Below are 19989 nucleotides of genomic sequence, written 5' to 3'. Positions count from 1 at the left end.
GAACCGGTTTCATTATCTTACTGAAAAACCGACAGTTTATTTATCTCCTCAGAGAATTCCTAAACCAATAGGCTGTATGAATGATTTAATACAAATTAATAGCTCAAAGCAATTTTACATAGGTGTGGTCACCCCTGAAACTTGCTGAAATATTTTTTCGCAACCTTTGCATTTTTGTGAAAAGGGTATCTCACTCTAACCTTATAAAAAATAGAGATATTTACCAGGGATGTTCCCCCGGCATCAGTCCTCTATACGCAACTTATGGATAAGTGACTCCCCCGCTCCTGACACATCTTTGATGTGTTATGCACAACCGACTCCCCACAATCCGACCCGTTCCTGAGCGCATTGGCTGCTGTAAGCCAGGGGCGGTAGCGTGGAAATGTTAAACACTGGAATAATCCGATGGCACGTAGTGGCTTAGAAGTTCAGAAGGCGGCGGTAAAAGCGCTGTTTTTGAGGGAAATTAAGACTCGTTTTGGTAAGTACCGGTTAGGGTATCTGTGGGCAGCACTGGAGCCGATGGCACATATGCTGATTATGATAGCCATATTCGGCTATATAATGCATCGCACAATGCCTGATATTTCATTTCCAGTTTTCTTAATTAACGGCATTATCCCTTATTTCTTATTTAGTAGTATAAGCACTCGCTCAATAGGAGCTATAGAGGCTAATCAAGGATTATTTAATTATAGACCCGTCAAACCAATTGATACTATTTTTTCGAGAGCATTACTCGAGAGCATTATTTATTCACTAGTATACATCTTAATGATGTCCATCGTTTTTATTTCTGGTGAAAACTTTAAAATAGTACATTTAATAATGCTAGTATTTACATGGGTTCTTTTGATAATTTTATCTTGCGGCATTGGATTAATATTTATGGTGATAGGTAAAACATTCCCTGAAACTGAGAAGTTTTTACCTATAATGATAAAACCCCTCTATTTCATATCTTGTGTTATGTTTCCTCTACACAGTATACCGAAAGACTATTGGCCATATTTATTATGGAATCCTTTAGTACATGTAGTAGAGCTATTTAGATCATCTGTTTTCCCTGGTTATGTTAGTGATGGTGTGAGTTTAAACTATTTAGCAATCTGTACATTAATAATCTTCTTTATTGGATTAGCTCTCTACCGTTCGCAAGAGGAGGCAATGCTCACATCATGATAAAAATTGAGGGGTTGACAAAGTCCTATAAAACACCAAAAGGAAGACATTATGTTTTTAGGGACTTAAACATAGAAATACCTTCTAATAAAAGTGTTGCGCTTATTGGTAGAAATGGCGCGGGTAAATCCACTCTATTGAGGGTAATTGGAGGTATTGATCGCCCAGATTCAGGTAGGATAACAACAAATAAAACAATTTCTTGGCCAGTCGGATTGTCAGGTGGTTTTCAGGGAAGCCTAACTGGCCGTGAAAATGTAAAATTTGTTTCTAGATTATATTCAACTAAAGAAGAACTAAGCGGAAAAGTCGCTTTTGTTGAAGAGTTTTCGGAGCTTGGAAAGTATTTCGACATGCCAATAAAGACCTATTCATCTGGAATGAAATCAAGATTAGGGTTCGGCCTTAGCATGGCTTTTAAATTCGATTACTATTTAGTTGATGAGGTAACGGCAGTTGGTGATGCTAGATTTAAACAAAAGTGCTCAACCCTATTCAGTGCCAAACGTAGTGAAGCCAATTTCCTTATGGTTTCACATAGTTTAAATTCTCTGAGGGAGTTCTGTGATGTAGCTCTTTTCATTGGTAGAAATAACAAAGTAGAGTACGTTGACTCAATAGATGAAGCCATTCATAAATATAAAATAGACGAAAACATCTAAACCTTAAATTATAATATAAGATAAAAATATGACTTTTGAAGAATTTATTGCTTTGGTTGAATTGAAGGGTGGTAAAGTAATAGGAAAACCATCCATATGGAAATCTGTAAAAATTGATTTACGTGGATTGAATAGTAATTTCGAATTTCATGAAAATTCAAAAATAGATAATTTAACTCTCGTAGATTACGGCGGTAATAATAATATTAAAATTGGGAAATATTCAAAAATTAATGGATTGATAAAAATTGGGCGTAAATGCAATCTTAAAATTGGAAGCAATTTTAGCTCTACTGGTGGTATGAAATTACACCTATCAGAATCATCAGATATTATCATAGGCGACAACTGCATGTTCGGCATTGATATCAATATCTACAATCATGATTACCACCCAATTTTCTCTATTGATACAGGAGAACGGCTTAATTTCTCAAAATCCGTTTATTTGGAAGATCATATTTGGTTAGCAAATAAAACAACTATACTTAAAGGCGTTACAATATCAACTGGATCAGTTATAGGCATTGGTTCAGTAGTAAGTAAAGATATTCCACCTAATTCTATTGCAGTTGGCAACCCGGCCATAGTAGTGAAAAGTGGGATTACGTGGGATCGTGCATCATTAAATACATCCCACTTAGATGGCATTAAACATTTTGATGAGATATGACAATGAATGTTTTGTATAGAAAAACAAGAAAGTTAATTCTAAATCCTAAAAAATTTATTCAAGACAGCAAGTTTTTAAATGCTAGTAAACAGCATAAAAAAAACACACAGGAACAAAATAAAAACCCTAGCATTAATAGTATAATTACTAAGGATATAATAAACCTCTACTTGTCAGAACAATATACAAACAGCCTTAAGCTTCAATCTCATATTGAAAACTGCTGTAGCAAGCATGTAAATTTAAAAATTGGAGATTATAGGCTAAGCTCCAATGAAGTGCTTTTCGAATTCGATGGTAATATATTAACCTACGACATTTCATTCCCATTTGAAAACAATACGATTATCAAAGGATTATTGCTTCTAACCCCTAAAGAAACAGAATTTGATGGCAACTCTGAATTTTTGAATAAAATTTCAAATGCAGCACACCAAATAAACGTACTGCATATGAAGCTATTAAATGACTTTAACTCACTTTATTTTTACTATAAAGATAGACCCGAATGCACTGATGTATCAAAAGTTAAATATGCATTAAATGCAGGCATATACACAACGGAAATAATAACCGCAGCGACAACACTGCTTGATTCGAAATATTTAACATTACATCAAAATGACCTTATTTTGATATTTAGGAAACTATATAGAATTTTAGGCCCAGATCCCAAACTAGAAAGCATTGCAAATAAACTAGCTAGCTCTATAAGAAAACAACTTTTCCCTGTTCAATTTATTATGTTATTAGCGGCATTTTTTACCGAAAGTGGGGAATATGAAAAAGCCATCGAGATGGCAAACAAAGCAAAATCTAAAGATAAAGATGCTTGGAGTCGTTATAGATTTTTGGGTTTAACTCATCTTCTTTTTAAAAGTGGTGCTTTGGAAGATGAATGGGCTAAAAAGGATCATGATTTATTTCTTCAATTGGCCAAAAATGAATGGGAATTTGAGACATATGCTTTAACAAATGGTTCGAGCATGTCTATTGTTGGTAACTCACCAATTGAAGTAGGTTTGAAAAAAGGCACCGAGATTGACAGAAATTATAAAGTTGTTAGGTTTAACGGTGCAATCACAGACTATCCATTTAGTGTTGATTACGGAAGAAAAACAAATATTCTAGTAATTAATCCGCGCTATTATGAAACGCCGCGTAATAGGAAGTTTGGCTTAGATTTTATAATCATTTCTGATGGCAACCTGTATTCAACTAAAAACCTTGCGCTTAAACTTCACGATTTACAAGAGCACGCAGATAAAATTTGCCTATTACCTCGCAATATCGATCTTAAGTTAACCCAGCAAATCGGGGCATCACCTAGTAGTGGACTTAAATACTTGAGCTGGTTATATAGTATAAATGGGCCTGTCTCAAGACAGAACATATTCGGTTTTTCACTTACTGACCAAGCTCATGGCGTAGCGACATCTTATTCTAATGGCCGCAGAGTGGGTTTAAATACAATACACAATTGGTCAAGCGAAAAATACCACATGGAATCTATTTTAGATTAAGCTGGGAAGAAATAATGAACATTGATATATTAATTCCATTTAAAGATGCTGAAGCTCACCTCCCTAATATTTGTTATGATTTATCACAACAAACATTTAATAACTTTCAAGTCACATTCATTTCAGACGACAGTATCGATGGTTCTATTGAATATTTAGAAAATACGCACTTCCCCTTTAGATCCAAAATATTAGAATCGACTGGACAGGGGCCAGGAACCGCTAGAAATATTGGCATCAGAAACACTGACTTTGAGTACATCTGTTTTATTGATGTTGATGACCGTATTGAAACTAATTTTATTGAAGAATTCACGTCTGTCGCGATTAATCATAAACCTGATATTGTTGAATGTATGTTTAAATCTATTTCGCCAGATGGCGAAATAATTTCCGGCACACACATTGAAAACTTCATTTCCAACAAGGATAGGTTTCTGACTTTACTCGACGGCTCTACCCCTCGTTTATCTTGGGGGAAAATATATAAAAGAGAACATTTATTAAATATTGATTGTTTCTTTCCCGATGGAATCCACAATGGGGAAGATCATATATTTCTTTTAAATGCTTACAGTAGCAACCCTACGGTAGAAATAATATTGAAGAAATTATATTCTTGGGTAAGACATCCAAACAGTTTAACTAATAGACCACCAACAGAAAAAACGATCGAAGACTTCATAAAAGTTAGCGAATTAAAAAGTGATATATTCGAAAAATACAAATCCTATATCACTAATAAAAACCTTTCTTCACTGGAATTTTCAAGAAGATTTTTCAAAGAAGCAAGAATGTTACAGCAACAAATAAAAGCGTTCCCTTCTACTTCTGGCAACTTAATTGTAAAGCTCCAACAAGGGATATTGCACTCAGAAAAACTGAAAAAAAGAAGGGACGACATTGAACATGATGCAACTAGTTACTGGAAAGATGTGATGACACAGTTTTAGATCCCATTAGTCTTCGACTTTAAAAAATTAATGAATCCCGAATGTTATTGACTCGACTAATGGCTTGGGATTCTATTATTTAATCCCTTATCTTCAATATCAGCCACTACCCCATCAAACCTATTCCCCTCCACCACATTATTATCCGCATAATCGTTAAAGTATTTACCGGAACTGTCCCTCGGTTTATCCCCGCAGTCAAATCCTGATAAGTCCCGGTTCTGCCGGGATGCCAGCCAGATGCCCACGGGTTCATTCACGAAGGTATTGTTGCGAATGACGTTGTAGTCGCTGTGCTGCCAGCGGATCACGGATTTGCCTGTACTGAAATGCTCGCCGCAATTCTTGTACAGAAACACGCCCCCTGCCCCGTTCGATTCGAAACGGTTGCCTTCGATAAGATTGTACGCCGACGAGTCCACCGCTAATCCTTCACGCTTTCCCTTGCCGAAACTCTCATGGCCGTTGTTGATGATCTGGTTATCTACAATTTTATTATTACGCGAGGAATGTTCCAGGTAGATACCGGACATATACGAGTCGCGGACAATCGAGTGGCTCAGCGTTGAATGGGTGACGTAATCGTCAAAGTAAATTCCCACGCGTCCGCTGCCAGTCACTTCGACGTTCTCAAGGGTTATCCGCGTCGGTGTCCGGCGGTAGTTCTCTTCATGGTTTGGGCTGAGTTTGCTGGCTGCGATATCAGAAGTGATACGGATGCCGCTGCGGGTAAAGTGTCGCACTTTGCAGTTGCGGACAGTGACATCGGATAAAGGCTTACCCTTGCTGTTGATCATTATGCCAAAAGGGCGTTCATTGTCCCCCTCCAGCACCGCCCCGTGGCAATCTAACGTCGTGTTGCTGCTGGTGATGATGACCGCTTCTTTATAAACGCAATGAGGGGATAACGAAGTATTGCCGCGCACCTCAGGTAATTCGCACTCATGAGAATGCATCGAGGGAACGGCATTGGCGCAGCCGGAGAGAAAAAGGGGGAGCAGAACAGGTAAGGAGAAATATGCGCAGAGGTTAATCGATAAACGTTTTTGCATCTGAGCATATTCCTCAAAGGTAGTCGTTATGAAGGCTGTTGTTTGATGTAATTCATAATCAGTTTCTGGCTGATAAATACCGGCTGATACTGGGTATCTGTGGCGGTCGCGATGTCCGCTTTATTACCACCATAATACACCGCATTAATCTGCGTATTCTTCAGCAAGTATAGACGGAACTGTTTGAAAAGCTTCATATCCGGCTTAAATCCTGAGGTCCAGAACTGGTTCAGATGTCCCTGATAGGTCATGCCTTTGATGTCATACAGCGCCCTTCCCATCACCTTCAGCGGCTTATTATGAATAAGCGCAGAGATACCGGCAGTGCTGTTAATCGTGACCACAGCTTTTGAGTGGGTCAGCAGTTCAGGCATCGGCAGGTCGTGGACGTAAATCACCCGGTTATGGATGCCGTATTTTTTACCGAGCTGGCGGATAAGCGGTCCGTATAAACGGTGTCCTCTGTCCATCGGGTGATGCTTAATCACCAGAAACTCCGTTGACGGCGCTTTCCTGGCGAACGAGTGCATCACTTCATTGATGTAATCACGCACGTCTTTATACGGGCTGTGATTGCGGATCTGGCTGTCGTTATATACCTGCAAAATCGCCAGAAAATAGCGCTGATCCAGATCCGTCTGCAGTTGCTGCAACACATTGCGCTGGCGGAAGGCGTACAGCTTTTTACGCCACGCAGCACGGGTCCAGCAACGCGCCTCATACCACGGCGAGAAGGATTTATGATGCCGATATTTCGGGAAGTCGTGGCGATAGCGCCAGCCGGCCAGATAATACAGGGTCGCATGACGGACGCGCTGCCAGCCTGAGGGTTTCAGGTGCTCGATTTCCGGCATGGTCATCGGTGGCAGGCTGCGGTAAAACTCCGCATCGCGCGGCAGGCTGGAATAGGCATTCACGCCGTTCTGTTCCAGCGTGATGTAATGCGGGCGCAGATAGCCTTCCTCAAACGCGAGGAAGCGCACGCCTTTTGCCTGCGCCCAGCGTTTAGCGGCCTGATGCAACGGACGACAATCCCCGAAACACACGATGGTATCGAAGTCGTATTCCCGCCAGGTTTCTTTCAGCCAGGTCGGAAACTCATCAGGCGTCTGCTGGTACAAGCGGTATTCACGCTTACGCGAATACCGCCTGTCTCCGCCGTTGAAAACGACGTTCACCGCTTCCCGCCCCAGAGACTCAAGCCACTGCGCCAAATCACTGAAGAAAGGTCCCATCGGGCCCTGCAACAGCAAGTATTTTTTTCCAGAAAGTAATGTTGTAAGCGCCTTACTGTCCATTTCTGTCCGATTCCGTCAACGCCTCAGGCATTAGTAAGAAGCTGTTCTCAGGTGCTTAATGTCACCCGGATCAGCATGAGCAGTTTTCTGTAATAACGGACTATCCTGCCCGCTTTTATTCTTGTGAATTGCATTTTTGCCCGTGGGGTCGCAGCGAGAAGTTCAACCGCCTGCTCCGCCAAAATGGGCTCCCGACTTTGCGGGTTGATATACGACGGGTACGCGATTAGCGCCTGGTAAACCACGTCGTCTAGGCTGAGGCTGCGCAGCCGGCGTGAACATTCATGCTCATCCTGCGTCAGTCCCCATCCGGCATAAAACGGCATGCCGTAACACGCCACTTTTTTGCCATGTAATAAGGCTTCAAATCCCGACAACGACGTCAGGGTATGCAGCTCATCAGCAGCCTGGATACACTGAATAATGTCAGCATCCAGCGCCTGACTGTTTGCCCAGCGGCTGACATCTTCCGCAGGAATATGTCCCTGCCGGTTGCCCACCAGAACATCCGGGTGAGGCTTATAAATGATGTAGGCGTCGGGATTACGCTCCCGCACCGTGCGCAGCAAATCACTGTTGGTGCAAATCGACATCGTTCCCGTCAGGATCGACGCGTCATCTTCCACCTGTCCCGGCACCAGAATCACCGTTTTACCCGCAGCTTCGGCTGGCAAGGTAAACGCAGCGCCGAGGTTATATTTACTGACTTTACTGGCGACCAGACGCTGACGCAGCGCAGCGGCACGTTGTTGCTGAAATGCCGTCAGCTGACTGTGGTTCAGCAAGTGCTCAAGGTCGCTCGGTCGTGTGGCATCGTAATAAATGCCCGATTTATCCAGCACCAGCGACAGCGGCGGATGCAGGTCAGAACCCAGACCGGCCGAGCGCAGAAAACCGTCTTCCATACGCCATTGCGGGATCTGCTGTTGTGCGGTCTGCGCACCCCAGCGTGATTCGCCTTTGATCCCCCACACCACGCAGGCGGTTTCACCGGCATAGCGTTTACTGAAATTCACTTTGTTGCTTTTGGTACGCAGAAACGGCGCCAGTATGCTGCGCTTCCACAACGTCAGCCCCGGCGACCATAAGCGTCCTGCCCGCTGCTGGTGATGACGTCGTTGCATCGAAAGCCAGCTAAGTACATCAAATAACGTGCCACTCTTGCCGCTCACCGGATTGATGTACCGGCTGTAACGCAAACAGGCCGCGCTGAAGATATCTTCCAGACTGGCTGTACCGCGCCGCGCACGAAGCGGTTCAGACTGAGCATGACGGTCGTCCGTTAATCCCCAGCCCGCATACCACGGCTGTCCGAACACGCTGACCGGTTTACCGGAAATCAGCGCCTCAAAGCCATAGTTGGACGTCACCACATACACGCGATCTACCAGACGCAGTAAAGATTGCGGACTGACGTTTTCCGCCAGCAGTTTGATCCGCGGTTCCTGTTGCGCCAGTCTGGCAATCTGCGTGAAGTAGCCCGCTTTCTTACCGTGCAAAACGTCCGGGTGGATCTTCACCCAAATCTCAGACTGCGGATTGTCAGCTATCGCCGACCGCAGCATGTCATCAAACTGTTCAGCGCCGGCATTGCCGTAAACCACCGCCATATCGCCGAAGGTCTGATCGACCACCAGCACCGCGCCCTGTTCCGGACGGGTCAGCGTACACGCCGGTGCCTGGTTGTATTTCGACAGGTCACCGTCAACAATCATCTGCATGGCCTGACGTGCGGCATCATGCAGTTGCTGGTTCTCTTCCCGCTGGTGGATCAGCCGCTCAAGCGTGCTGGGCTGCGAGGCGTCGTAATACATGCCCTCTGTATCCAGCACCATGGAAAGCGGCGCAGCGCCACTAACGCCCAGTTCGAGAGAACGGATAAATCCGTCCTCGAGACGCAATATCGGCAGGCCTGATTTTGCGGCCAGCGCGACGGCTTTATCGCCGGTTGGCCGGTATCCCCACACGGCAATCTGCGTGATGTCTTCCGGTACCGGCCGCAGCAGAGAAAGCTTGCGGCACGGCTGACCGAGAAACTCATCCAGATGCGGGATGCGCTGAATTCCCGCAGAAAAGATCCCAATCATTAAATTGTCAGAACCACTTTCGCGGCAACGGCCAGCTGATACAGGATCGTTGAAATACCGCGTGTGACTTCGATGTTCTTCGATTCGTATTTCGGCAGCACCATCAGCTCATCGCCAGGTTGCAGCGTTTTCACGTCTTCCGCGTTAATCGCTTCGCCGTTCTGTTTGATCAGGATGACTTTCGAGTTACCCGCTTTCTGCGTATAACCACCGACTTTGTCGATGTAATCATCCGGGCTCAGACCTTTCTGCCAGCTCACCGCATTCGGGAACAGCACTTCGCCGTGGATCATAACCAGCGAGGTTTTCTCAGGAATATTGATGACGTCGCCGTCTTCGAGGATCACCTGATTCAGGTTTGTTTCGCTCAGCACCACTTCACCTTTCGGCACCACCTGACGGGCCTTCGCCACGAAACGGCTGACCAGCTGGGCTTCCTGCGCACGCAGACGCCCTTCTTCCTGCGTCGAGGATTGTGCGGACAGAGACGCTTCTTCCAGTTTCTGCAACGTCAGATCCAGCATCTCTTTCTGACGCAATGCGACAGAACGGCGATAAAGCTGGATGGAGTTAATCTGCGACATAGAGTTGGTGCGGATTTTCGGCAACAGCTGGCTCATGGTGGCGCCATACGGCAGCACGACGGCGTGTTCACCGGAATGCGCGCCTTCGATGCGCACCTGAATGGTGCCCGCGTAACGGTCAGAGCTGACAATCAGTTTGTCGCCATCCTGCAATGAGCGACCCGGCGCGGAGCCCAGCGGATAATACTCGCTGCGCTTCATGCTGCCCTGCTGGCGGATAATGGTCATGTGCGTCGCGCCCGGCTTCGGACGCGCCCAGCTCAGGGCTTCGCTGACCGGAATAGTGCTGTCACGGAATTCAAAGTCGTAGCTGTTAAAGACATCGCCTTCCACGCTGAACGTGTGCTGACGCGGTCCGACCACGATGGTATCGCCATCAGAGAACTGCGACAGGCGCAGGTCACCGTTGAGCAGGAAATCGTACAGATTGATGCGCGAACGCACGCGGTCGTTATGTTTCACCACGATGTCGACATAGCTGCCGCGCTCGGTATCCACGCCACCGGCTTTGCTCAGGTAAGAAAGCAGTGAGTCAGACGCCACGCCACCGTACAGGCCAGGATTGGTGACATAACCGGTGACAAACACTTTCACCGGCTGCGCCTGAAGCAGTGAGGCATATACGTTCACGTTAGCCTGATAAACCTGTTTCACTTTGGTGGTGATCACGCTGTTCAGCTGGCTGTTAGACACACCGGCGACCTTCAGCGGCCCGACGTTCGGCAGGAAGATATTACCTTTCGGATCAACGGTCAGCGCGCCGTCAAAATTGAACGCGCCCCACAAACGGATTTGAACCTGATCGCCCAGGCCGACAATGTAATTCGGGTTGAATCCGATGCTCGCCGCGTTATCAGCCGCCGCGCTGCCGGTAAATAACTGCGCACCGAACATACGGCTCATGACCGCAGGCACCGGAGGCGGTGGCGAATCATCAAAACCGGTATCAGAACCGGTCTGCTGCGTCTGCCCGGTTAGAAAAGTCGGCAGCGGCGCGGCGCCGGTCATGTTCGGATCGGCATTGATCCCGATGGCATTTGCCTGGGTAAGCTGGCAGGCCAGCAAAATTAAAACGGACTTCAATAATTTCATAACAAGCTCTGTGTGCGATTCTTCAGGCAAAAAGGGATAGCGGTACAAACCACATCAATCTTTATGGTCATCGATAACGGCCAGCAATAATTTAATCGTTCCGAATAACAGGCAGCACACCAGCAGCCAGCTTGCGATCATATAAGGGATATTCGGGAACGTGGTTTCTTGCGGGAGCTGCGGTGAGCTGATCACCGAGAGCACCTTCAGTTTTCGTGCCGCTTCAACACGGGTTTTCTCCACCGATGTCAGCGTGAGTTTGTAGAGTTCAGTATCAAACTCGACTTTCGATTTAATGCTGTCGAAATCTACCGCCATGCTGTTCAGCTGATGGCCATCCGGCGCGGTGATTTTGCTTTTTTCCTGATCAATCTGCTTACCCAGAGAGGTAATGGCGTTCTGCGCGCTGATCACCTGCGGCGCATCATCGCGCAGGTAAGTCAGCAGGTTGCGCAGTTCCGCTTCCATCTGGATTTTTTGCCCCATCAGCGTATTCACCAGCGTGGTCGCTGCAATCGCCTGAGCCTGCGGATCGAGAATATTGTTGTGGTTCTGATACGCCAGCAGCTGGGTTTTGCTTTCATCCAGACGGGCGCGGGCTTCACGCATTTCGTTTTCAGCAAAAGCCTGCTGGTCGCGGGCAATCTTATGCGTGATTTCGTTGATGAAACGTTCGGATTCTTTCAGTACGGCCTGGTTGAACTGCTCGGCAAATTCCGGGGTAAAACCCTGCGTGCCGATGGTCAGCATGCCCGATTTATCGTCATACGTGACGGCAATCCGGTCGCGGTAGTAATTCAGGAACTGCTCACTGCTCGCATCTTTTGGCAGGTGATACAGAAAATCCAGACCGCTTTTACCGAAAACGGAACGGAAATCGAGTTGCTTATCCAGAACGGCCAGCATGTCAGGCGAGTTAATGTATTCTTTTAAATACATGGCGTCCTGAGCGGTGCTGGGATTTCCGGCGCCCAGCAGCAGGCCAACGTTCAGGCTGGAACCGCTGATGTCGTTAGAGCTTTTGATCGCGACGGTAGACTCGCTGAGATAGCGCGGACGGCTGAAGATCACCAGATAGATGATCAGCAACGCCATCGGCAGGCCGATCACAATTTTGCCCAGATTGCGGTTCAGCGTGACCATATTAAGATGAGGAGATCGACGAACCCGGGCAATGTGTTCCCCTGGCCATGCGGACTTCAATTTTTCAATAAACATTTATTATCATCATGACAAACAGCACGTTTTTAGTGTCGTGCTTTATTAAAAGTACCGTGAAAACCTCATTTCCCTCGCATAAGGATCACGGTGCGCAAAGAGTTTAATCGTGCTTTATCGTCAGTCGAAAATACGGACCAGGCCTGCGACGTTCTTTTCTTTATCCGTCACCAGCAACACCGAAACGCGGTGCTTTTGCATCAGCATTTCAGCATCCGTAATCATCATGTCAGCCGGTAAGGTCAGCGGCGAACGGGTCATCATGTCTCTGGCACACGCGCTGTCGAGCTGCGCATTCTTTTCCATATAACGACGTAAATCGCCATCGGTAATGATGCCGGCCAGCTGGTTCTGCGCATCATTTACCGCCACCATGCCCTGACAACCGCAGGTGATCGCCGAGATAACCTGACGGAACTCCGTGTCTTCGGTAATGGTCGGCACATTTGCCTGCATCACGTCGGAAACGCGGGTCAGCAAACGGCGCCCCAGCGAGCCGCCCGGATGGTAACGGGCAAAATCTGTCGGCAGGAATTTACGCTGATGGATAAGTGCCACCGCCAGCGCATCACCGATCGCCATGGTCAGCGTGGTCGATGTGGTCGGTGCGAGATTATTCGGACAGCTTTCGCTTTCCATCATCAGTTCAAGCGTCGCATCAGCATGTTTAGCCAGCGTCGATTCGCTGTGGTTGGTGATCGCAATAATGCGGTTACCAAACTGACGTAATGAAGGGATAAGCTTAAGAATTTCGTCGGTTTCCCCGCTGGCTGAAATCAGGATCAGCAGGTCATACGGCGTAATCATCCCCAGGTCACCGTGGAAGGCTTCTGCAGGATGAATAAAGAAACTGGGGGTTCCGGTTGAGGCCAGCGTCGCAGAAATTTTGCGCCCGACATGTCCGGATTTTCCCATTCCGGAGAGGATCACGTGGCCTTTGCATTCAACAATCAGCTTCAGCGCCTTCTGGTACTGAACGCTGTCGAGGTGTGAAGAAAGACGGTGTAAGGCGTCAGCCTGTTCAGAAAGCGTACTGCGCACCGAGTCAATCAGACCGGGCTGTAAGGATACAAGACCAGCGCTTCCAACTACCTGATTATCTGCCACTTTAATACCCTGAATACCCTTCCGGGATAAAACTCACTCAGCGACTACACTTAAGAGTGGTTATTTATTTTGGTTAGCCGATCAAGTAAATGCACGGAGACGAATTCCATTTCCTGGTCTGGCCGGTCGACGCTGCCTGGCAGCTGGAGGGAATTGAATGAGAAAAGCGAGAATCTGAACGATGCAGAGGCTCGCGAGCAAAACATGAACTTACAAACACGCGAAAAATGAAACAGATTCACATGGGTTATTGATAACCGAAATACATTCATTCAATTCACGCGTTTTTTTAACATAGGGCACGAAATAACACAAACTCTATCAGACTTGTCCTAGGAATTTATGACATTTCGCTATGTTGTTGTGACAAATAAAAATTATCAACCCCCTGTTTTATAACCATTTCCACTTAGCTAGCACAATTAATCATAGCGAATTAGCACTATAAGCAGCCTATTATTAACCAATAGAAATTTAGCCGTGAATAAATGTTTCAAATGAGTGATTTAAATTAATGTTTCGAGGAGGCCATTATGGCAAGCGGATGGGCGCAAGATGGCGCGGTACAAGATCAGATTGATTCCACAGTGAACGACGCGGTTGAACGAGCGCGTCAGTCGCTCGGCCATGGTGAAAGTGCGCATTATTGTAAGGAGTGCGGTGACCCCATTCCTGAAGCACGCCGGGAAGCGTTGCAGGGCGTGCAATATTGTGTGAAATGTCAGGCAGAGATAGACAAAAAACAGCAGGATCATGCCGGATACAACCGGCGCGGCAGCAAAGACAGTCAGTTGCGCTAGCATTTTTCCTTATGACCGGTTGCACCATTTTGGTTCACCCAGGGCGAATTCCGGCCTGAATTTCGCCCTTCCCTTCTTAACATCTGCTTCAAAACTGAGCACTGGTTTTGCTCAGGTTCTAATAAAGTTAGAGCGAGTTATCATTTGAGCAGCACAATTGTTAATTAATGATTGTTTAAAATACAACATCTGGTTAATGATGAAGCCATGCACCATCAAAGAACATTTCAACATGTAACAACGCACCATAATGGTGCTTTGATTCATAAAAATGCCGCTTGATCGGTTCAGCAGCGCGATAACCTATTGAATTTTAATATGCATAATTTCCCGCATAAATTCTGGCATAAATTTTGCATTAAAGCGCCGTAACCCAATGCCGTTCCCATAATATGTACAAAGGAAATTCACTGATGAAGTCACTGTTAAAAGTTTCCCTGGCCGCGTTGACTCTGGCCTTTGCCGTTAGCTCCCACGCAGCAGACAAAAAACTGATCGTAGCTACCGACACTGCGTTTGTACCGTTTGAATTCAAACAAGGCGACAAGTACGTCGGCTTCGACATTGACCTCTGGGACGCGGTCGCCAAAGAGATGAAAGTCTCTTATGAACTGAAACCAATGGATTTCGGCGGCATCATTCCTGCCCTGCAAACACACAACATCGACCTGGCACTGGCCGGTATCACCATCACCCCTGAGCGTAAAAAAGCCATCGACTTCTCTGATGGTTACTACAACAGCGGCCTGATGGTAATGGTTAAAAGCAATAACGACGCCATCAAAAGCGTTGCTGACCTGAAAGGCAAAACCGTTGCAGTGAAAAGCGGCACCAGCTCCGTTGATTACATGAAAGCCAACGTGCAGACCAAAGATCTGCGTCAGTTCCCGAACATCGACAGCGCTTACATGGAACTGGGCACGGGCCGTGCTGATGCGGTCATGCACGACACGCCAAACATTCTGTACTTCATCAAAACTGCCGGTAAAGGTCAGTTCAAAGCGGTCGGCGATTCACTGGCTGGCCAGCAATACGGTATCGCATTCCCGCAAGGCAGTGACCTGCGTGAGAAAGCCAACGCCGCGCTGAAAACCATCAAAGAGAATGGTACTTACGCAGCAATCTACAAAAAATGGTTTGATACCGAACCTAAATAAGCTGTTTTTAATTTAAGTCGTTCCTTTTTTAAGAAAGAGCACTTGAGAAGAAGCGCCTGTCAGATGCAAATCTGCACAGGCGCAGTTTGTTGTTTTACCAGGAGATAATCCATGCAGTTTGACTGGAGCGTAATTTGGCCCGCTCTGCCTATCCTGCTCGAAGGCGCTAAAATGACATTGTGGATTTCGGTCCTCGGTCTGGTTGGCGGTCTGATTATTGGTGTGATTGCGGGTTTTGCCCGCGCGTTTGGTGGCTGGTTTAGCAGCAACGTCGCACTGGTCTTTATCGAGCTCATTCGCGGTACGCCTATTGTCGTACAGGTAATGTTCATTTATTTCGCACTGCCGATGATGGTTCCCGATCTGCGTATCGACCCGTTCAGCGCGGCGGTGGTGACCATCATCATCAACTCCGGTGCTTATATCGCTGAAATTACGCGTGGCGCGGTGTTGTCGATTCACAACGGATTCCGTGAAGCGGGTCTGGCGCTGGGTCTGTCGCGCCGTGCGACGCTGCGCTACATCATCATGCCGCTGGCGTTGCGCCGCATGTTGCCACCGCTGGGTAACCAGTGGATCGTCAGCATCAAAGACACCTCACTGTTTATCGTTATCGGTGTCGCCGAACTGACCCGTCAGGGCCAGGAAATCATCGCCGGCAACTTCCGCGCCATGGAAATCTGGAGTGCGGTTGCTGTTATCTATCTGATCATCACGCTGGCTCTGAGCTTTGTTCTGCGCCGCTTAGAACGCAAACTGAAAATTATATGATTGAATTCAAGAACGTCTCAAAACACTTTGGTAAAACCCAGGTGCTCCACGACATCGATCTGAACATTTCTCAGGGTGAAGTCGTGGTTATCATCGGGCCATCCGGCTCGGGTAAATCCACACTGCTGCGTTGCATCAACAAGCTGGAAGAAATTACCTCCGGCGAGCTGATTGTTGATGGCCTGAAAGTGAACGACCCGAAAGTCGACGAACGCCTGATCCGCCAGGAAGCGGGCATGGTGTTCCAGCAGTTTTATCTGTTCCCGCACATGACCGCACTGGAAAACGTGGCGTTCGGCCCGATCCGTGTGCGTGGCGCGTCGAAGGAAGAAGCCAATAAACAGGCGAAAGAGCTGCTGGCAAAAGTCGGGCTTTCCGAGCGCGGTAATCACTATCCGTCAGAGCTTTCCGGTGGACAGCAGCAGCGCGTGGCCATCGCCCGTGCGCTGGCGGTTAAACCAAAACTGATGCTGTTTGATGAGCCAACCTCTGCGCTGGATCCTGAACTGCGTCACGAAGTGCTGACGGTAATGAAGCAGCTGGCAGAAGAAGGCATGACGATGGTTATCGTGACCCACGAAGTCGGCTTTGCCGAGAAAGTGGCTTCACGTCTGATCTTCATCGACAAAGGTCGTATCGCCGAAGACGGTAAACCGTCTGACCTGGTGAACAACCCGCCAAGCGAACGTCTGCGCGAGTTCCTGCAACACGTTTCCTGATGCCAAAGGCCGCGGCAAGAGCGGCTTTTAACTCTGACCGGAATTATTTCGGTTTCTTCACTCGCCGTGAAGGCTGAATTGTGAAAATTTCGGTTTCTCAGGTGCGGTGATCGCTTAACGTGTTGTGCCGAAACCGCCCAAGAGAGGGAAGTGCGTTCCCTCTCTTGGATCTCTCCCCGCTTTTACAATACGCGCTCCGCTCGCTGGCTATGTTCCAGTTACTACCGTGACAGGCTGGAAATCTTGCCGCTGAGCGGTGCCTTCTCTCGGTCCTGAAGCCTAAGGTCTTCAGGCCGCTCCGTTCAGCAAGATTTCTGAATCGCCCGTGAGTTTCAATACACTCGATCAGCCACTCACCCGCTTATGGCACGTCACCCCACAACTTTTTGCCACAAATTATCTACAATACGGCCACTTATGCTTTACCCTTAGGCAGCTTTACGCCGATTAATTGCTATTTTTGAGAGAGGAACAATGCCGCATAACGACAGGACTCCGTTGGCTCACCGCATCCAGACACACGTATTTTCCACCTTGCTGTTCATCACGCTGGCCCTGTTCAGCGCTTTCAGTCACGCGGCAGAACAACCTGCCGGTGCCGATCAGCAAAAAGCCTCATACACCGCGCTGGCCGATATACTTCAGGATGATAAGGCCCGGGCTGAATTAATTTCACATCTGCGTGAAGCCGCCAAAACTCAAACGGCAGAACCGGCTCCCGCCGCTGAAAAGAGCGAACCTAAGCCGGAACAGCTTTCCCTGATCGACGAACTGGTCGATACCACGCAAGGTACCGTCGCGCAGCTCAGGCAGCGCGTAGAAAAACTCAAAGACACTATCGATTCCGGCCCGCAGCATAGCTTTCGCGCTGACCGCTTTTTTACGGCGCTGGGGTATTTCCTGCTCACCGTTGCCGTGACCTTTGCGCTATTTCATCTGATCCGTAAACTGGTGGGTCCGCTGTATGTGCGTCTTGGCCGCTGGGGAAATAACGCGCGGCTGAAACAGGCGCACTGGTATCAGCTGCCCGCCAGTATTTTGGGTGCGTTCGTCATCGATTTGGTTATTTTGCTGCTGACCGTCGCCGCCGGAAATCTGTTCACGCAATATATGAACGGTGGCAGCGCGCTGATTGCGCGTCAGCAGGCCTTATTCCTCAGCGCCTTTGCGGTCATTGAATTCTTCAAAGCCGTATTGCGACTGATTTTTGCGCCCGGCTTCAGCTATCTTCGCCCGTTCCCGCTGACTGACATGACTGCCCGTTACTGGAATACCCGCCTGGCCTGGGTCAGCGGCCTGATTGGTTATGCGCTGATGGTCGGCGTGCCGGTAGTGGCGACGCAAATCAACTACACCACCGCCGCCGTGGTCAATTTTGTGGTGATGCTGGGGCTGACGATTTATGCCAGCTGGCTGATCCTGCATAACCGACGCACTATCCACCGCGAATTCAATCTGCTGGCCGAACGCTCGATGGCGTTTTTCAGCGTGATCCTGCGCGCCCTCGGACACGTCTGGCACCTGCTCGCGGTGAGTTATTTCGTGGTGCTGTTTTTCCTGTCACAGTTTGATTTTGCCGGCAGCCTGCGGTTTATGATGACCGCAACGGTGAAAAGTCTGGTGGTCATTGCGCTCGGCGCCTTGATTTCCGGCCTGCTTTCCCGCTGGATCAGCCGCCGCATTACCCTGCCTGATGACGTGAACCGCCGCTATCCGCTGTTGCAAAAACGCATCAACTCGTACATTCCGGCAGGTCTGAAAATCATCCGTGTGCTGGTGGTGCTCAGCGTGACCCTGTTCCTGCTCGATGCCTGGCACATCTTCAATCTCAATAAATGGTTCATGACCGAAAGCGGCGAGAAGGTGATCAGCGGGCTGGGGCATATCCTGTTTATCTTGTGCTTTGCGATCGTCGGCTGGACGTTGCTGGCCAGCATGATTGAACACCGTCTGGGGCAGGAACTGACTAACGGCGCACGACCAAGTGCCCGCGAGCGGACATTGCTGACGCTGTTCCGTAACGTGCTCGCTATCGTGATCTGCACCATCACCGTGATGATCATGCTCTCGCAAATCGGGCTGAATATTGCGCCTCTGCTCGCCGGTGCCGGTGCGCTGGGTCTGGCGGTCAGCTTCGGTGCGCAAACGCTGGTCAAAGACGTCATCACCGGGATCTTCATCCAGTTTGAAAACGGCATGAACACCGGCGAATACGTCACCGTGATGGGGATCACCGGTACGGTCGAAAGCATGACCATCCGCTCAATTGGCCTGCGCGATATTTACGGCGTGTTCCACATCGTGCCTTATTCTTCCATCACCACTCTCTCCAACTACGAGCGCGAATTCGGTGTGTACCGCGCCAGCTATAACGTCAGCCGCGACGAAGACGTAGATAAGGCCAATGATGTGCTGCGTCAGGCGGTAGAAGAGTTGCAGCAGGATGAGAAAATCAAACCTCTGCTGCTCGGCGAACCGACCTTCCAGGGCGTTGTGGGATTAGGCGATCAGTTCTTCACCATCCGCGTACTGGTACGCACCAGAGCGCTGGAGCAATGGACGGTGCAATACGCGCTGGACAGACTGGTGAAAATTCACTTCGAGAAAGCGGGCATGGTGATGCCAAGGCAGGCGGTGCAGATATATAAAGATGAAGGAGATGCTGGCGGTGGGGGCACCTTACCGGTGGTAGGGCCAGTCAGGTGATGTGCTGGCCGCAGGGCTGAAGCTGTATCGAGATAATTTCGGTTTCTTCACTCGCCGTGGGGGCTTGATCGAGAATATTTCGGTCTTTTAAGCGCAGCGATCACTTATCGCACTGCGCCGAAACCGACCAGAGGGGAAAGGCTTTTCCCCTCTGAACTCCCCTCGTTTTTTCAACACGCGCTAACGCTCGCTGGCTATGTTTCAGGTGTCGCATTGACAGGATGGAAATCTTGCCGCTGCGCGGTGCCTTCTCTCGGTCTTCGAGCCATAGGTCTCGAAGCCGCTCCGTTCAGCAAGATTTCTGAATCGCCCGCACGATCTTAAATTCAAAAGAAGACTGTTTTCCATCTTTTAGAGATGTGGATTGCCATTTTTGAGCGCGCCATTCGACAAATTCAAAAA

The 19989-nt window shown here is 48.2% G+C and carries 16 protein-coding genes; 10 read left to right on the top strand and 6 right to left on the bottom strand.

Going from position 1 to position 19989, the window contains the following annotated elements:
- Positions 1–408 precede the first annotated feature (408 nt).
- From ACM615_RS15210 to ACM615_RS15190, 5 genes are read left to right on the top strand one after another with little or no spacing between them, the layout of a single operon-like run.
- Positions 409–1185: an ABC transporter permease gene (locus tag ACM615_RS15210; protein WP_431012128.1), complete on the top strand. Its 777-nt coding sequence runs from the start codon at positions 409–411 to the stop codon at positions 1183–1185.
- A complete protein-coding gene (locus tag ACM615_RS15205) occupies positions 1182–1847 on the top strand; it encodes an ABC transporter ATP-binding protein (RefSeq protein ID WP_165058175.1) in 666 nt (221 codons plus the stop codon). Before ACM615_RS15210 ends, ACM615_RS15205 begins: the two co-directional genes overlap by 4 nt.
- A 28-nt stretch (positions 1848–1875) precedes the next feature.
- Positions 1876–2520 carry an acyltransferase gene (locus ACM615_RS15200; protein ID WP_431012127.1) on the top strand — a complete coding sequence of 215 codons (645 nt, stop codon included), beginning with the start codon at positions 1876–1878 and terminating at the stop codon, positions 2518–2520.
- A 2-nt stretch (positions 2521–2522) separates the two neighbouring features.
- Entirely contained in the window at positions 2523–4043 is a 1521-nt protein-coding gene (locus ACM615_RS15195; RefSeq protein WP_431012126.1) for a glycosyltransferase family 29 protein, read from the top strand.
- Positions 4044–4057: 14 nt separating this feature from the next.
- Positions 4058–4996 (top strand): glycosyltransferase family 2 protein, encoded by a 939-nt coding sequence (locus tag ACM615_RS15190; RefSeq protein WP_431012125.1) that lies wholly within the window; start codon positions 4058–4060, stop codon positions 4994–4996.
- Positions 4997–5052: 56 nt separating this feature from the next.
- Here ACM615_RS15190 and ACM615_RS15185 read toward each other — a convergent pair whose 3' ends face one another.
- The 6 genes from ACM615_RS15185 to ACM615_RS15160 all read right to left on the bottom strand — a co-directional run bounded on the left by ACM615_RS15185 (position 5053) and on the right by ACM615_RS15160 (position 13434).
- Positions 5053–6048 carry a NosD domain-containing protein gene (locus ACM615_RS15185; RefSeq protein WP_431012124.1) on the bottom strand — a complete coding sequence of 332 codons (996 nt, stop codon included), beginning with the start codon at positions 6046–6048 and terminating at the stop codon, positions 5053–5055.
- A 26-nt stretch (positions 6049–6074) separates the two neighbouring features.
- Positions 6075–7346 carry a capsule biosynthesis protein gene (locus ACM615_RS15180; protein WP_431012123.1) on the bottom strand — a complete coding sequence of 424 codons (1272 nt, stop codon included), beginning with the start codon at positions 7344–7346 and terminating at the stop codon, positions 6075–6077.
- A gap of 47 nt (positions 7347–7393) precedes the next feature.
- Complete coding sequence (locus tag ACM615_RS15175) at positions 7394–9433, bottom strand: capsular polysaccharide biosynthesis protein (RefSeq protein ID WP_431012122.1); 2040 nt, start codon at positions 9431–9433, stop codon at positions 7394–7396.
- Positions 9433–11109, bottom strand: coding sequence for a polysaccharide biosynthesis/export family protein (locus ACM615_RS15170; protein ID WP_112289426.1), 1677 nt, complete (start codon positions 11107–11109; stop codon positions 9433–9435). Before ACM615_RS15170 ends, ACM615_RS15175 begins: the two co-directional genes overlap by 1 nt.
- 54 nt (positions 11110–11163) lie before the next feature.
- Positions 11164–12252 (bottom strand): capsule biosynthesis protein, encoded by a 1089-nt coding sequence (locus ACM615_RS15165; RefSeq protein WP_431012177.1) that lies wholly within the window; start codon positions 12250–12252, stop codon positions 11164–11166.
- Positions 12253–12447: 195 nt separating this feature from the next.
- Entirely contained in the window at positions 12448–13434 is a 987-nt protein-coding gene (locus ACM615_RS15160; RefSeq protein WP_129639012.1) for a KpsF/GutQ family sugar-phosphate isomerase, read from the bottom strand.
- Positions 13435–13967: 533 nt separating this feature from the next.
- On the opposite strand from ACM615_RS15160, the gene ACM615_RS15155 reads away from it, so the two are divergent.
- The 5 genes from ACM615_RS15155 to ybiO all read left to right on the top strand — a co-directional run bounded on the left by ACM615_RS15155 (position 13968) and on the right by ybiO (position 19587).
- Positions 13968–14234, top strand: coding sequence for a DksA/TraR family C4-type zinc finger protein (locus tag ACM615_RS15155; protein WP_112289429.1), 267 nt, complete (start codon positions 13968–13970; stop codon positions 14232–14234).
- A gap of 413 nt (positions 14235–14647) precedes the next feature.
- Positions 14648–15391 (top strand): glutamine ABC transporter substrate-binding protein GlnH, encoded by a 744-nt coding sequence (gene glnH, locus ACM615_RS15150; protein ID WP_013574683.1) that lies wholly within the window; start codon positions 14648–14650, stop codon positions 15389–15391.
- 111 nt (positions 15392–15502) lie between these two features.
- Positions 15503–16162: a glutamine ABC transporter permease GlnP gene (gene glnP / locus ACM615_RS15145; RefSeq protein ID WP_013574682.1), complete on the top strand. Its 660-nt coding sequence runs from the start codon at positions 15503–15505 to the stop codon at positions 16160–16162.
- Positions 16159–16881 carry a glutamine ABC transporter ATP-binding protein GlnQ gene (gene glnQ / locus ACM615_RS15140; RefSeq protein WP_129639013.1) on the top strand — a complete coding sequence of 241 codons (723 nt, stop codon included), beginning with the start codon at positions 16159–16161 and terminating at the stop codon, positions 16879–16881. Before glnP ends, glnQ begins: the two co-directional genes overlap by 4 nt.
- Positions 16882–17355: 474 nt before the next feature.
- Positions 17356–19587, top strand: coding sequence for a mechanosensitive channel protein (gene ybiO, locus ACM615_RS15135; RefSeq protein WP_129639014.1), 2232 nt, complete (start codon positions 17356–17358; stop codon positions 19585–19587).
- Positions 19588–19989: the final 402 nt, after the last annotated feature.

The organism is Rahnella sp. PAMC25617 (assembly GCF_050606005.1).
GTDB lineage: Bacteria > Pseudomonadota > Gammaproteobacteria > Enterobacterales > Enterobacteriaceae > Rahnella > Rahnella variigena.
The sequence above is the reverse complement of the archived record's forward strand: the minus strand, read 5'-3'. Positions and strand labels throughout refer to the sequence as shown.